This window comes from Haloferax sp. S2CR25 (assembly GCF_031624535.1).
GTDB lineage: Archaea > Halobacteriota > Halobacteria > Halobacteriales > Haloferacaceae > Haloferax > Haloferax massiliensis.
In genome coordinates, this window is sequence record NZ_JAMQOO010000001.1 from 76,963 (window position 1) to 91,317 (window position 14,355).

Here is a 14,355-nt window from a genome sequence, read left to right on the forward strand (position 1 = left end):
CCCGCGAGAAGTCGCTCGCTCGTCGCCCTAACGGCCACCTGACGGCGACGACGAGTCGGTCACTCCCCGTCCCCGTCGGCCTCGCCGCCGGACATCGGTCTCGCGGGCACCCCGGCGACCGTTTCGCCCGCGGGCACGTCGCGCGTGACGAGCGAGTTCGCCGCGACCTGCGCGCCCTCGCCGATGCGGACGCCCGGGAGGACGGTCGCCTTCGCGCCTATCATGGCGCGCTCGCCGACGACGACCTCGCCGGTCCGGTACTCGTCCTGCAGGAACTCGTGACAGAGGATGACCGCGTCGTAGCCGACGATGGCGTCGTCCTCGACGGTGACGAGCTCCGGCCAGAACACGTCGGGCGTCGCTTCGAGGCCCCACGAGACGCCCCTTCCGACGGTCACACCGATGCGTCGGAGCGCCCAGTTTCTGACTCGGAGCGACGGCGCGATGCGGGCGACGAGGACGAACACGTAGTTGAGCATCACGCGCCAGACGGGTTTGGCGTCGGTCCAGTACTGGAGCGAATTCCGCGGGCCGGGCGTCGGGTGGTGCTGGATTCGGTCGTGTCGGCGGCCCTCTGCGTCCGCCGGTGCGGCATCGTCGTCGGTCACGTCAGTCGATTGGACCGCGGGGGTAAAAGCGCCCTCGGCGCGGGGCCGACGAGAGAAATAGCGAACCGGTCCCGCGGGACCGCTCCCGGCTTACTCGCCGCGGAGTTCGGCCATGTGGTCGATGCGGCGCTGGACGAGCGCCGCCGTGCCGATGTCGTGGCGGATGTGGAAGCCCTCGCCGGCGTCGGCGAGCGCGTCCTCGGCGAGTTCCTCCGCCGCGGCGATGCTGTCGGCGACGCCGACCACGGCGAACGACCGCGAGGTCGTCGTGTACAGGCCGTCCTCGCGGTCGTCGACGCTCGCGTAGAACAGCAGGGCGTCGGCGTCCTCGTCCACCTCGACCGTGATTTCCGCGCCGGCCTCGGGGTCCGTCGGGTAGCCCTCGGGGACGGCGTACTTACAGACCGTGGCGGCCTCGGCGAAGTCGAGTTCGGGGAGCGACTCGCCCTCGCGGGCGGCCGTGAGCACGTCGATGAAGGGCGTTTCGAGGACCGGAAGCGTGTTCATCGCCTCGGGGTCGCCGAAGCGGGCGTTGAACTCGATGACCTTCGGGCCCTCGGTCGTGAGCATGAACTGGCCGTAGAGGATGCCCTTGTACTCCGGGAGCGCCTCGACGACGGCCTCGATGACCTCGACGGCGGCCTCGTAGTCGCCGTCGGCCATGAACGGCAGGGAGGGCGTCACGTCGGTGTAGCTTCCCATGCCGCCGGTGTTCGGTCCCTCGTCGCCCTCGTAGGCGCGCTTGTGGTCCTGTACGGCGGGGCTGACCCGGAACTCGCCGTCGGCGACGAACGCCTGAATCGTGAACTCCTCGCCGACGAGGCGCTCTTCGAGGACGACGCGCTCGTAGTCCGAGTCGCGGAGGTACGCCTTCGCCTCCTCGGGCGTCACCTGGTCGCCGATGACCTTCACGCCCTTGCCGCCGGTGAGGCCCGCGGGCTTGACCGCGAGGTCGCCGTCGTAGTCGTCGATGTAGTCGCAGGCGGCCTCCATGTCGTCGAAGGTGGCGAAGTCGGGGTTGCCCGGAATCTCCTCGTCGCGCATGAACTGCCGTTGGAACGCCTTGTCCGTCTCGATGCGCGCCTCGGCCGCCTGCGGGCCGAACGTGTAGACGCCGGCGTCGTCGAGGGCGTCGGCGACGCCGGCCGCGAGGCCGGACTCGGGACCGACGACCGCGAGCGTCGCGCCGACCGACTCGGCGTAGGCGACGATGTCCTCGGCGTCGGTCTCCGAAATAGTCTCGAAGCCCTCGGCGAGGGCGGCGATGCCGGGGTTTCGGTTGCTGGCGCAGGCGTACAGGTCGCAGTCGGGGGCCAGCGCGCGGGCAATCGCGTGCTCGCGGCCGCCGCCGCCGACGAGAAGGACGGTCTCGCTCATGGTCGCATACCCTGCGCACGGGAGTGTAAAGATTGCTCTTTATCGCCGACGAAATAGGCACGATTGTGGTTATGTCCGGTCGCCAACGAGGGTGACTCGCTGTCCGGCCCACGCCCCGCGCCGGCCACGACGGCCGTCTCCACGCCGCTTTAGTTCCCGGAGCGCCGACCTCGACGCATGTCCGACCCGGTGGGACGCAACCGACTCGACGAGGAGCAGAGCCCGTACCTCCGCCAGCACGCCGACAACCCGGTCAACTGGCAGCCGTGGGACGAGACGGCGCTCGACGCCGCCCGCGAGGCGGACAAGCCCATCTTCCTCTCGGTCGGCTACTCGGCGTGCCACTGGTGTCACGTCATGGCCGACGAGAGCTTCTCGGACCCCGACATCGCCGAGGTGCTCAACGAACACTTCGTCCCGGTGAAAGTCGACCGCGAGGAGCGCCCCGACCTCGACCGCATCTACCAGACCATCTGCCAGCTCGTCACCGGCGGCGGCGGGTGGCCGCTTTCCGTCTGGCTCACGCCCGAGGGCAAGCCCTTCTTCGTCGGCACGTACTTCCCGCCGGAACCCCGCCGCGGCGCGCCGGGCTTCCGCGACTTGGTCGAGAGCTTCGCCGAGTCGTGGCGGACCGACCGCGACGAGATAGAGAACCGCGCCGAGCAGTGGACGAGCGCCATCACCGACCGACTGGAGGAGACGCCCGACGTGGCCGGCGAGGCCCCCGGTTCGGAGGTGCTCGATAGCACCGTGCAGGCCGCGCTCCGCGGCGCTGACCGCGACCACGGCGGCTTCGGCGGCGACGGTCCGAAGTTCCCCCAACCCGGCCGCATCGACGCCCTGCTCCGCGGCTACGCCGTCTCCGGCCGCCGCGAGGCGCTCGACGTGGCGCGGCAGAGCCTCGACGCGATGGCCAACGGCGGCCTCCGCGACCACCTCGGCGGCGGCTTCCACCGCTACTGCGTCGACCGCGAGTGGACCGTCCCGCACTTCGAGAAGATGCTGTACGACCAGGCCGGCCTCGCCGCCCGGTACCTCGACGCCGCGCGACTCACCAGCAACGAGTCGTACGCGACCGTCGCCGCCGAGACGTTCGAGTTCGTCCGCCGCGAACTCTCCCACGACGACGGCGGCTTCTTCGCCACGCTCGACGCCCAGTCCGGCGGCGAGGAGGGCACGTTCTACGTCTGGACGCCCGACGACGTGCGCGGTCTCCTCCCCGAACTCGACGCCGACCTGTTTTGCGACCGCTACGGCGTCACGCCCGGCGGCAACTTCGAGAACAAGACGACCGTCCTGAACGTCTCAGCGACGACCGCCGAACTCGCCGACGAGTACGACCTCGACGAGTCCGAGGTGGAAGCCCGCCTCGAAGAGGCTCGAACGGCCCTGTTCGCCGCCCGCGAGGGACGCGAGCGCCCCGCCCGCGACGAGAAGGTGCTCGCCGGCTGGAACGGCCTGATGATTTCGGCGTTCGCGCAGGGGTCGACCGTCCTCGAAGACGACTCGCTCGCGGCCGACGCCCGCCGCGCCCTCGACTTCGTGCGCGAACGGCTCTGGGACGACGAGACCGAGACGCTCTCGCGGCGCGTGATGAACGGCGAGGTCAAAGGCGACGGCTACCTCGAAGACTACGCCTTCCTCGCGCGCGGCGCGTTCGACCTCTATCAGGCGACCGGCGACCTCGCGCCGCTCTCGTTCGCGCTCGACCTCGCGCGGGCGACCCGCCGCGAGTTCTACGACGCCGACGCGGGCACGCTCTACTTCACTCCCGAGAGCGGCGAATCGCTCGTCACCCGCCCGCAGGAGCCGACCGACCAGTCCACGCCGTCGAGTCTCGGCGTCGCCACGTCGCTGTTCTTGGACCTCGAACAGTTCGCACCCGAGGACGGCTTCGGCGACGTCGCGGACGCGATCCTCGGGTCGTTCGCCAACCGCGTCCGCGGCAGTCCGCTCGAACACGTCTCGCTCGCGCTCGCCGCCGAGAAGGCCGCAAGCGGCGTCCCCGAACTCACCGTCGCGGCCGACGAGATGCCCGACGAGTGGCGCGCCACACTCGCTTCGCGGTATCTCCCCGGCCTCGTCGTCTCCCGTCGCCCCGGCACCGACGAGGAACTCGACGCGTGGCTGGACGAACTCGGACTCGACGAGGCCCCGCCAATCTGGGCCGGTCGCGAGGCGGCCGACGGCGAACCCACCGTCTACGCCTGCGAGAACTTCACCTGCTCCGCGCCGACCCGCGACCTCGACGAGGCGCTGGCGTGGTTCACGGCGGGCGACGCGGGCGCGGGCGACGACAACTAAGCAGGCCCCCCGACTCAGAGCCGCGTCCCGTCGTACCGCCGCCGCAACGACCGCACCGTGTTTGCGACTCGCTCGGCGCGCTCGGGAGTCACGCACGGGACGACTTTCTCACCCGTCGGCGTGTCGAAGACGAGCGTCGTTCCGTCGACGACGTCGAGACGGCGCGCCGAGAGCGCAGAACAGTGGGTTCGACTCCGCCATCCGTCCAGCGTCGATTGCACGATAGCCGTGGTTTCGAAGCGGTAGGCGTGGTCGTCGGTCTCCCAACGTTCGTGGACTGTCGACGCCGCGAACAGACCGACTCGGTCAGCGAGCAGGTCCCGAATCGACGCCACGGCCGCCTCGGGGAGCGGCGGCGACTCGCCCCAGAGCATCGATTCGTGGGGAATCGTTACGAGCAGTTCGTCGCCGCGCTCGTCGAGGAGCGCGAGGCGAAACACGAAGTTCTCCCCGACCATCGTCGTCGCGGCGTCGAGAAGCGCGAACAGCGCGTCCTCGCCGTCGCGGTCGAGAGAGAAGACGCGGGTCCCGTCGTCCGGGCGCTCGGGGTCGAGCGCGTCGACGGTTGCGAGCGCATCGGCGCATCGCTCGATACCGTCTTCTCCGAACGCTCCGTGCTCTCCGTCGAGACAGCTCTCGTCGAGTTCCGCCCGAACCGCGCTTGCGACGGGGACGGCTTCGGAGAACACCGGGACGAGGTCGCGGCGGTAGTCGTCGCTGTCGAGGAGATAGTGCCGCGGTTCGTCCCCGTCGTCCGGGCGCTCACCCGCGTCTCCACCGCGCTTCTCAGGCACCTTCCGACTCCCGCGACAACTGCGCTCGTCGCATCGCATCGGCGTACCCGCGGGTGTCGTATCACGGTTTCGGCGGGCTCGATTGACGCAGGGGATTCGACTGTGTGGGCGGATTAGTGGGTTCGAGAAAACGAAAAACCGGAGTCGGCGCTCAGTTCGAGAGCCGCTCTGCGAGGTAGGCCGCAATCGGAACGTCTTCTTCCTCCACGAAGCGAGCGACCTCCTCGCCGTCGCGTTCGACGACGACCGTCGGGATGAGTTCGATGTCGTACTCCTCGACGAGCGGGCCGACCTTCGAGCCGTCGTCGGCCTTCTCGACGGGGTAGTGGTCGATTCGCTCGGCGGGGACGCCGGCGGCGTCGAGCGCCGCCGCGAAGTCGGGAAGCTGTCCGCGGCAGTCGCCGCACCAGTCGCCGCCCCAGACCTTGAACGTGTAGTCTTCGCCCGCGAGGGCGTCGACCACGTCGGGGTACGAGGCCGCGTCCCACGCGGGGTTCGGTTGCATCGTTTCGAGCGTCTCGGCTTCAGCCATGACAGGGCGTACCGGCCGCGCGGATTTAACGGGTGCGCTCGCGGCGGGGCTCGCCGTCCGCGCGCGGAGCTGTCTCTCCCTGAGACGGTGGCCGTATCGTCCGCCTCCGCCAGTCGTTTAGTGTCGCACCGTCAACGGAGGGTCGATGGACGACAGTATCCTCGACGCTATCGGGTCGCCGCTGGTCCGCGTCGACTCCCCCGAGGGGGCGACGGTCGCGGCGAAGATAGAGTCGAAGAACCCGGGCGGGTCGGCGAAGGACCGCCCCGCGCTGGCGATGGTCGAGGCGGCCGAGGAGGCGGGCGACATCTCGCCGGGCGACCACCTCGTCGAACCCACGTCCGGGAACACCGGTATCGGACTCGCCGTCGTCGCGGCGGCGAAGGGCTACGACCTCACAATCGTCATGCCGGACTCGATGTCCCCCGAGCGCCGCGAAATCATGCGCGCCTACGGGGCGACCATCGAACTCGTCGACGGCGACATCTCCGCCGCGAAGGACCGCGCCGACGAACTCGAAGCCGAGGGCATGTACCAACTCCGGCAGTTCGAGAACCCCGCGAATCCCGAGGCGCACTACCGGACGACCGCCGAGGAGATTCTCGAACAGGTGGGCGACCGCCGCATCGACGCCTTCGTCGCCGGCATCGGCACCGGCGGCACGATTTCGGGCAACGGCCGCCGCCTCGTCGAGGAGTTCCCCTCGATGCGCGTCGTCGGCGTCGAACCCGCCGAGAGCGCCGTCCTCTCGGGCCGCGAGGTCGGCGACAACGACTTTCAGGGGATGGGGCCGGGCTTCGTCAGCCCCAACCTCGACACCGACCTCATCGACGACGTGGAAATCGTCGAACTCGCCGACGCCGAGGCCGAGTGTCGCCGCCTCGCCCGCGAGGAGGGCATCCTCGTCGGCCAGTCGTCCGGCGCGTCGCTCCTCGCGGCCAAGCGCGTCGCAGAGCGACTCGCCGACCCCGAGGCCGACGAGGAAGACCAACCGCTCGTCGTGACCGTCTTCTGGGACTCCGGCGAGCGCTACATGTCGACCGGGATGTTCGACGCCGAGGAATAGCGGTCCAGAGCGGCTTTTCGCCGGTCGCCTCGCTTACCGACCGAACTCGTCTTCCGCGACTCTGACGACGAGCGTTCGCTCCACGTCTCTGAGGTCGTAGTCGGGCACCGAGCCGTCGACGCGCGTCACGTACATCGGCTCGACGAGGCGGCCGTCTTCGACGCCGTAGATGGCGAGATGGTCGCCGGTGTCTTCGGGTTGGACTTTTCCGTCTCGAATCTGCCGGGCGAGGTCGCGCGAGAGCCACTCGTCGGGCGAGACGGAGGGCTCGCGGACCAGCGAGAAGTCGACGAAGCGGACGAGATACCAGTTGAGGTCGTTGAGAAGCGAGACGGCCGCGCCGAGGCTCACCGTGTCGACCGCGAGCGAGTTGTCGAACGGTTCGGAGATGTCGTAGGTCGAAAGCGCCGCGCGCGCGGTGTCGCGCGACAGCAGTTCGTACTGGAGGTGGACGTCCTCCGCGCCGACGAGACAGACCTGCGTCACGTCGAGAGGGAGGGGCCGGACTCGGTAAAGCGGTTCCGGTACTCAGGCGGTCGATTCCCACTCGGCGGCGCAGGACTCGTCGCAGAAGACGAGGCGCTCGCGTTCGAGGGTTATCTTCCCGGGCTTGTCGATGTCCCGTTCGAGGAGGACCTGATAGTGGGGTTCGCTCAGGTCGACGCGGGCGTGACACGCCGCGCAGCGCTCGACGGTGTCGCTCCAGTCGGTCCGCGACGCCCGGTGGCTGACGCGCCACTCGGGGCCGGAGTGTCCGCGACCGGGACGCGATGTTTTCGACATGGGAGAACCCTAGCGCTCACGGTAGATAAATTCATTTTTGTGCAATTGTTCATTCGAAACGAATCTGAACGTTTGATAAATCGTTACTGTGGTGGTCGTTTACACGGTTCGGATGTGTATCGATACCGTGCCACGGTTCGTCCGGGGGGAGCCGCGGTCTGCTCGCTCGGACGCGCTCACCCGCGCTCTCATCCGCCGTCGGGCGAGACGACCACCCGCTCCCGGGCGGCCTCGACCGCGAGGTCGAACAGGTCGTCGGGTTCCGCGGCCTCGACGGCCGACAGCGAGGCGTTCGTCTCGGGGAAACTCGGCGCGACGCGCTCGCACCCCACGGGGAGCGTCGAGTCGTCGTAGGTGCCGAGGTCGCGGGCGGCCGCGACGATGTCGGTCTTGTCGCGGGTCAAAAGCGGGCGGTGGACGGGGTAGTCGACCGCGGCCTCGGTGACGCCGAGATTCTCGCCGGTCTGGCTCGACTTCTGGCCGAGCGACTCCCCGGTCACGACGGAGTGGGCGTGTTCGTCGGTGGCGACCTCGGCGGCGATGGCGAGCATCGCGCGCCGCAGCGAGAGCATCCGGGTGTCCTCGACGGTGTCCATCAGGCGGTCGACCACGTCGCCGGCGGGGACGACGTGGACCCGCATGTCCGCGTTCGGGGCGCGGCGGGCGATGGTCCGAACCGTCTCGATGGCCCGCGCGCGGTGGTCAGCGCCGCCGTAGTCGCCCAAGTCCACGTAGACGGGGACGATTTCGCAGCCGCGGCGCATCAGCTCCCACGTCGCCACCGGCGAGTCGATGCCGCCGGAGACGAGCGAGACGGCCCGTCCCTGCGTCCCGAGCGGCAGTCCGCCCGGGCCGTCGAACCGCCGCACGGAGAGATACGCCGTCTCCTCGCGGCACTCTATTCGGTAGGTTCGGTCGGGCTCGTCGAGGTCGACGGGCGCGCCGGTCGCCTCGACGACGGCGCTCCCGGCCTCGCGTTCGAGGTCCGAACTGGCGAAGTCGTGCTGGTCGGCGTCGCCGACGCGGTCGGCGTCGACGGCGAACGCCGCCCCGTCGGGGTGGTCGGACGCGAGGCCGCGGCAGACCGCGACGATGTCGTCGAGTGTGGGGTCGCAGGCGACGCAGGGGCGCGCCCAGACGACGCCCGGCACCTCGGCGCAGGCGGCCGCGACGGCCTCGGCGTCGGCCGCGTCGCGGACGAGCAGGCGGGACCACTCCCGCTCGACGCGGCCCGAGAGCGAGCGGTCGTCGAGGACCGCCTGGAGGTTCGTCCGCAGTCTTTCCTCCATCTTCGCCCGGACGCTCGAACTCTTCGTGCCCACCTCGCCGTAGCCGACGAGGACGACGTGCGCCGTCTGATTCACGGTCGACGTTCTCCGCGGGCACCCTTCAGCGTCTCGTTTCGGGGGGCGTCCGTACCCGGCTCGGCACGGCTCGCTCGACCGCTATTAGTGTTATATATCTGTAAATAGTACAATTTACCGAACCGTAGACAGACGGCGAAACAATATAAACCGCTTAATAGATTTCACGCCGTTTCTGTTTCGTACGATCGCCGACCGCCCGCGGCCGCTCTCGACGAACAACTGCCGCCACTTCGATGCCCACTCGATGCCAATGATCGACGAGTCGCCAGCCGACATCGACCTCGCCGACCCGCAGTACTACCTCAACCGCGAGCTGAGCGAGCTGGCGTTCCAGTCTCGCGTGCTCAACGAGGCCCTCGACGACCGGAACCCGCTTCTCGAACGGGTCCGCTTTCTCTCCATCTTCACGAAGAACTTAGACGAGTTCTTCATGAAGCGCGTCGGCGGGCTGAAACAGCAGATAGACGCCGGCGTGACCGAGCGGACGACCGACGGCCGGACGCCCCGCGAGCAGTGGGAGGAGGCCATCGACAAGGCCCGACCCATGTTCGAGCGACAGGCCGCGTGCTACCGCGAGGAGATTCGCCCCGCGCTCGCCGACGCGGGAATCCGCATCTGCGACTACGACGAGCTGACGCCCGCCCAGCGCGCGGAGATGCGCGACTACTTCGAACTCTCGGTGTTGCCGACGCTCACCCCGCTGTCGTTCGACCCGGCCCATCCGTTCCCGTTCATCTCGAACCTCTCGCTTTCGCTCGCGGTCGTCACCCGCGACGACGACGGCGACCAGACGTTCACGCGCGTGAAGATTCCGCAGAACCGCCCCCGACTCGTCGAGGTCGACACCGACGGCGACGAGGTCCGGTACGTCCTCCTTGAGGAGGTCATCCGCGCCAACCTCGACCTCCTGTTCCCGAACGTCGAGGTCGTGGACACCGCGGTGTTCAAACTCACCCGGAACGCCGAGGTCCGCCGCAACGAGGAGGTCGCCGAAGACCTCATCGACATGATAGAGGAGGTGCTCGAACAGCGCCGCTTCGCCACCGTCGTCCGCCTCGAAATCGAGGCCGACGCGCCCGAGGCGGCGCGGGACCTCCTCGTCGAGCAGTTGGACCTCGACGACCGCGAGGTGTTCGAACTCCGCGGGCCGCTCGACTACCGCGAGCTGATGGACCTCGCGGACCTCGACCGCCCGGACCTCTCGTTGGAGTCGTGGACGCCCCAGCCGCACCCGCGGTTTTCGGCCCTCGGCCCCACCGACGCGGGAATCGGTTCGGGCGGGGCTTCTCCCGAGGCGGCCGGGGAGGGCGGCGACACCGTCTTCGACGAGATTCGCCGCAAGGACGTGCTGTTGCACCACCCCTACCACTCGTTCGGCGACACCGTCCAACAGTTCCTCGACGCGGCCGCCACCGACCCCGACGTGCTGGCCATCAAGGCCGCCATCTACCGGACGGCCTCGGACTCGAAGGTAATCGAGGCGCTCATCGACGCCGCCGACAACGGCAAGCAGGTCGCGGCGATGGTCGAACTCAAAGCGCGGTTCGACGAGCAGAACAACCTCGAATGGGTGCGGCGGCTCGAAGAGGAGGGCATCCACGTCGCCTACGGCACCATCGGCCTCAAGACGCACACGAAGACCGCGCTCGTCGTCCGCGAGGAGGAAGACGGCGTCCGCCTCTACTCCCACGTCGCCACCGGCAACTACCACTCCGGGACCGCGAAGGGCTACGTCGACCTCGGCGTTCTCACCGCCGACCGCGACATCGGACAGGACCTCGTGAAGGTGTTCAACTTCTTCACCGGCCCCTCCTTGGACGAGGAGTTCCGGAAGCTCCTCATCGCGCCCGTGACGATGCGAAGCGAGTTCACGAAGTGCATCCGCCGGGAGGCCGAACACGCCCGCGCCGGCCGCGACGCCCGCATCGTCGCCAAGATGAACGCCCTCGAAGACCCCGTCATCGTCGAGGAACTGTACGAGGCGTCGATGGCCGGCGTCGATATCGGCCTGCTCGTCCGCGACATCTGTCGGCTCCGCCCCGGGCTGGAGGGCGTCTCGGAGACCGTCACGGTCCGGAGCGTCGTGGACCGCTTCCTCGAACACTCCCGCATCTTCTACTTCGAGAACGCGGGCGACCCGGACTACTACGTCGGCTCGGCGGACTGGATGACCCGCAACCTCGACAAGCGCGTGGAGGCCGTCGCGCCCGTCGAGGACCCGGACATCCGCGAGCAGCTGCGGTTCGTCCTCGAACTCGGCTTCGCCGACAACCGGAAGGCGTGGGAGATGAACGCCGACGGCACCTACGACCAGCGCGCCCCCGGCGACGGCCACGAGATTAGCATGCAGCGGATTCTGATGGATCAGACGCTCGCGGCGTCGAACACGCCCGGCGTCCACCGCGGTATCTCGGCGTCGCACCCGGACGTGCCCGAGACGCTTCTCGTCGAGTCCGACCCGTCCGTGATGGCTCCCCGTGACGGGTCCGAGAAGCACGTTGCCGCCGGTTCCGACCCCGTCGGCGAGGCGGATGCGGGCGCGCCGAAGAACGGCGACCCGCGGCACGTCCTCGACAGTTTCCCCGAGAAGTGGTACGTGCCGAGCAGTCGGCACTACGAGTACGCGGTTCGGACGCCGGACGGCGACCGCGACTACCGGAAGACCGCCGAAGCGGCCGCGCGGCTGGTCGAGAAGTACTACGGCGAGAAGTAATCGTCCGCCCTCGCGGGCGGCGCGGTCTTTTCTGCGACCGCCGACGCGACGCCTCAGAACGTGCTGAGTTCGCCCTCGATGGTCCGGCGGGTGATGTCGGTCACGTCCGCGAGTTCGCGGTCGATGATGGCGACCACCTCGTCTTCGATGTCGGCGACGGTGACGCCCTCGTCCGTGATGACCTTCGCGTCGGCGACGTGCGGTTCGTCGATGGGGCGGCCGATCTGCGACAGCAGGCGGACCTGCAGGTCGCGGATGCCGTCGACCTCGGCGACGACCGTCTCGGCGATGTGGGTCGAAAGCAGGTTGTAAATCTTCCCGATGTGGTTGACGGGGTTCTTGCCGGAGGTCGCTTCCATGCTCATCGGGCGGTTCGGCGTGATGAGACCGTTGGCGCGGTTACCGCGGCCGACGGAGCCGTCGTCGCCCTGCTCGGCGGACGTGCCGGTCGTCGTGAGGTAGATGGAGCCCTCGTCGTAGTCGTCGGCGGTGTTGACCTCGACGTTGACCTCGCGGTCGGTGTAGTCGGTGGCGAGGTCGGTGACGAACTCGCGCACGTCGTCGACGGCGGCGACGTAGTCGTCGATGTCGTCGAGGTGTTTGTCGACCATCGCGGCGGCGACGGTCACGTCGATGACGTCGCCCTCGCGCTTGCCCATGAGCTTGATGTCCTGTCCGAGTTCGGGGTGGTCGTCGCCGTAGGCCGCGCCGTTGAGGGCGCGCTCGGCTTCGAGGACGATGCGCTCCGTCTCGGTCAGGGGGGCGTGGCCGACGCCGAAGCTCGTGTCGTTGGCCATCGGGACCTGCTGAGTCTCCTCGCCGAACACGTCCTGGAGGTCGCCGGAGCCCTCGCCGAGCTTCACGTCGACGATGATGTCCGTGCCCACGTCGAGCCCGGGGATGTTCTCGTTGAGGTACTCCCGGGCGGCGCGGAGCGCCGTCGAGTCGACGGGAATCTTCTCGCCGTCGTACTCCTTCGTGGCGCGGCCGACGATGAGGAGATAGATGGGCTCGATGACCTCGCCGCCGCCGAAGGCGGGCGCGGCCGTGCCGGCGACGAGTTGCGTCTCGTCAGTGTTGTAGTGAAGCACCTTGCCGACGCGGTCGAGATAGAGGTTCGAGAGGGCGCGGGAGACGCTCTCGGCGATGCCGTCGGAGATGGAGTCAGGGTGCCCGATGCCCTTTCGCTCGACGATTTCGACCTCCTGGTCCTCGACCGCGCGCTTGTCGGCGGATTCGAGGCGGATATTTCGGTCGCTCATTGGCGGGACGTACCCGGCGGGCGGTTCTATAACTTGCGGAAACCTTTGGCCACAATCGTATTACTTGAGAGTATGCTCGGGCAGTATCTGCCGAGAGCGCGGACGACCGAGAGCCGTCTGCCCGCCTACTCCTCGGGCGCGCCGAGCAGCATTCCGAGGTAGGAGGTCCGAATCTGGTCGTCGGGGTCGAGACCGAGCTCCCGGAGGACGGCGAACGCCCCCTCGCGGGCGTCGTCGACGCCGGATTCGACCTCGACTTCGACCTCGACGAACTCGCCGAGTCCGGACACCGAGTCGAGCGAGACGGTGTAGCCGTCGAGGGCGAACCGCTCGCGCTCTTTCTCGACGGTCGCGGCGGGTTCGAAGCCGACGGCCTCGCAGATGTCGTCCATCGTCTCGCCGTCGTCGACGCCCGTCTCGTACTCCCGGCGGGTCTTCGACGACTCGTCGACGAGCGGTCCCTTGTAGGTGACGACGGTCTCCTCGTCGGCGAGTTCGCCGCCCTCGTAGCGCGATTCGCGCCGGAGGCGCAGCGCCTCGTCGGTCTCGGCGAAATCTCGGTGCGGGGCGTCGTAATAGGTGTCCGTCTGGGCGACGCGGTTGACCCGTTCGGCCTCGGCCGCGTCGAGTCGCTCGCGAACCGCGTCGTGGTCCGCGCGGACCTTGACCTCGACTTCGTACATGCTCTCACGGGCGCGTCCGGGGGGCAAAAACGTCGGTGACTCGCGTCGGCGACCCCTCAGTACTGTGGCATTTGTTATCTTTTATCATGTAAGAACCCGTAGTATGACGGGAGTATGAGCCAAGAGACGCCGAACCCGGCTACCGCGGTTGGACAGCACGTCGGCGAGACCGCCGACTACGAAATCACGGGCCGCGTCGTCCTCACCGCGATGGCGAGCGGGTTCGTCGGGACGGTGTTGATGCTGCCCGTCCTCGTCGGCATCCCCGAACTCTTCGGCCTCTTTACGACCGAACCGATTACGCGATTCGCCGGGATGGCGAGGTTCTTCGGTTACGAACCGACGCTCGCCCTCGGGGCCTTCCTCTTCGGCATCGGCGGCGTGGTCGTCCTCCCGGTGACGTTCGTCGTCGTCGGCGCGTTCCTCCCGCCGGAGTCGCCGGAGTACCTCCGCGGCGTGTCGTTCGCGACGCTCTACTGGGTCGGCTTCGTGCCGGCGTTCTGGCCGCCCGCCGACGCGTTCGTCGTCGCCTCGTTCCTCGTGTTCTCGCTTCTGGCCCACTGGGTGTACGGCCTCTCGCTCGGCTACCTGCTCGACCTGTTCGCGGATATCCCGCAACACGAGGTCTGAGCGCCGGCGGGGGCGCGGCCGCTGTTGTCCGCCGTCGTCCGCACCTCTCGCCGCCACATGCGTCTCTTTGGCCTTTCGTTCGGCGTCTGTCGTCTCCCGCTTCCACCGTCCGCACTCGCGCCGTTCTCCCCGCCTCGCCGTGAACGACCGGAACCGGCCGCTCGACACCGTTCGAACCCGATAGCTCCGAAACAATAATCATCACGAACGTTAATTATCTTATTTGGGTGGTGTTA

At 68.5% G+C, this 14,355-nt stretch carries 13 protein-coding genes; 4 read left to right on the plus strand and 9 right to left on the minus strand.

Translation table 11 applies throughout. The features are described from left to right. Positions 1-59: 59 nt before the first annotated feature. Together NDI65_RS00355 and purD are read right to left on the minus strand one after the other, a co-directional pair. A complete protein-coding gene (locus NDI65_RS00355) occupies positions 60-608 on the minus strand; it encodes an acyltransferase (RefSeq protein WP_089777681.1) in 549 nt (182 codons plus the stop codon). Between the two features lie 90 nt (positions 609-698). Continuing rightward, positions 699-1,985 (minus strand): phosphoribosylamine--glycine ligase, encoded by a 1,287-nt coding sequence (purD, locus tag NDI65_RS00360; protein WP_089777682.1) that lies wholly within the window; start codon positions 1,983-1,985, stop codon positions 699-701. A 177-nt stretch (positions 1,986-2,162) separates the two neighbouring features. Here purD and NDI65_RS00365 point away from each other — a divergent pair, with 177 nt between their 5' ends. Beyond that, positions 2,163-4,289, plus strand: coding sequence for a thioredoxin domain-containing protein (locus tag NDI65_RS00365; protein ID WP_089777683.1), 2,127 nt, complete (start codon positions 2,163-2,165; stop codon positions 4,287-4,289). 14 nt (positions 4,290-4,303) lie between these two features. Here the strand turns inward: NDI65_RS00365 and NDI65_RS00370 are convergent, their stop codons facing one another. After that, the gene (locus NDI65_RS00370; RefSeq protein WP_089777684.1) at positions 4,304-5,083 is read right to left on the minus strand and encodes a hypothetical protein; all 780 of its coding nucleotides are present in this window, start codon (positions 5,081-5,083) and stop codon (positions 4,304-4,306) included. A 151-nt stretch (positions 5,084-5,234) separates the two neighbouring features. Beyond that, entirely contained in the window at positions 5,235-5,615 is a 381-nt protein-coding gene (locus NDI65_RS00375) for a thioredoxin family protein (protein ID WP_089777685.1), read from the minus strand. A gap of 145 nt (positions 5,616-5,760) precedes the next feature. Between NDI65_RS00375 and NDI65_RS00380 the strand changes: the two genes are divergently transcribed. Next, entirely contained in the window at positions 5,761-6,681 is a 921-nt protein-coding gene (locus tag NDI65_RS00380) for a PLP-dependent cysteine synthase family protein (protein WP_310893082.1), read from the plus strand. Between the two features lie 33 nt (positions 6,682-6,714). Here the strand turns inward: NDI65_RS00380 and NDI65_RS00385 are convergent, their stop codons facing one another. From NDI65_RS00385 to thiI, 3 genes are all read right to left on the minus strand, one after another. Continuing rightward, positions 6,715-7,167, minus strand: coding sequence for a DUF5804 family protein (locus NDI65_RS00385; protein ID WP_310893083.1), 453 nt, complete (start codon positions 7,165-7,167; stop codon positions 6,715-6,717). A gap of 42 nt (positions 7,168-7,209) precedes the next feature. Continuing rightward, a complete protein-coding gene (locus tag NDI65_RS00390) occupies positions 7,210-7,464 on the minus strand; it encodes a hypothetical protein (RefSeq protein WP_089777688.1) in 255 nt (84 codons plus the stop codon). 188 nt (positions 7,465-7,652) lie between these two features. Continuing rightward, positions 7,653-8,828, minus strand: coding sequence for a tRNA uracil 4-sulfurtransferase ThiI (thiI, locus tag NDI65_RS00395; RefSeq protein WP_310893084.1), 1,176 nt, complete (start codon positions 8,826-8,828; stop codon positions 7,653-7,655). 253 nt (positions 8,829-9,081) lie between these two features. On the opposite strand from thiI, the gene ppk1 reads away from it, so the two are divergent. Continuing rightward, positions 9,082-11,544 (plus strand): polyphosphate kinase 1, encoded by a 2,463-nt coding sequence (gene ppk1, locus NDI65_RS00400; protein WP_089777690.1) that lies wholly within the window; start codon positions 9,082-9,084, stop codon positions 11,542-11,544. 53 nt (positions 11,545-11,597) lie between these two features. On the opposite strand, the gene NDI65_RS00405 is transcribed toward ppk1, so the two are convergent. Together NDI65_RS00405 and cyaB are read right to left on the minus strand one after the other, a co-directional pair. After that, positions 11,598-12,806 carry a methionine adenosyltransferase gene (locus NDI65_RS00405; protein WP_089777691.1) on the minus strand — a complete coding sequence of 403 codons (1,209 nt, stop codon included), beginning with the start codon at positions 12,804-12,806 and terminating at the stop codon, positions 11,598-11,600. A gap of 125 nt (positions 12,807-12,931) precedes the next feature. After that, positions 12,932-13,489, minus strand: coding sequence for a class IV adenylate cyclase (gene cyaB, locus NDI65_RS00410; RefSeq protein ID WP_089777692.1), 558 nt, complete (start codon positions 13,487-13,489; stop codon positions 12,932-12,934). A gap of 114 nt (positions 13,490-13,603) precedes the next feature. Between cyaB and NDI65_RS00415 the strand changes: the two genes are divergently transcribed. Beyond that, positions 13,604-14,119: a DUF6789 family protein gene (locus NDI65_RS00415; RefSeq protein ID WP_089777693.1), complete on the plus strand. Its 516-nt coding sequence runs from the start codon at positions 13,604-13,606 to the stop codon at positions 14,117-14,119. Positions 14,120-14,355 lie beyond the last annotated feature (236 nt).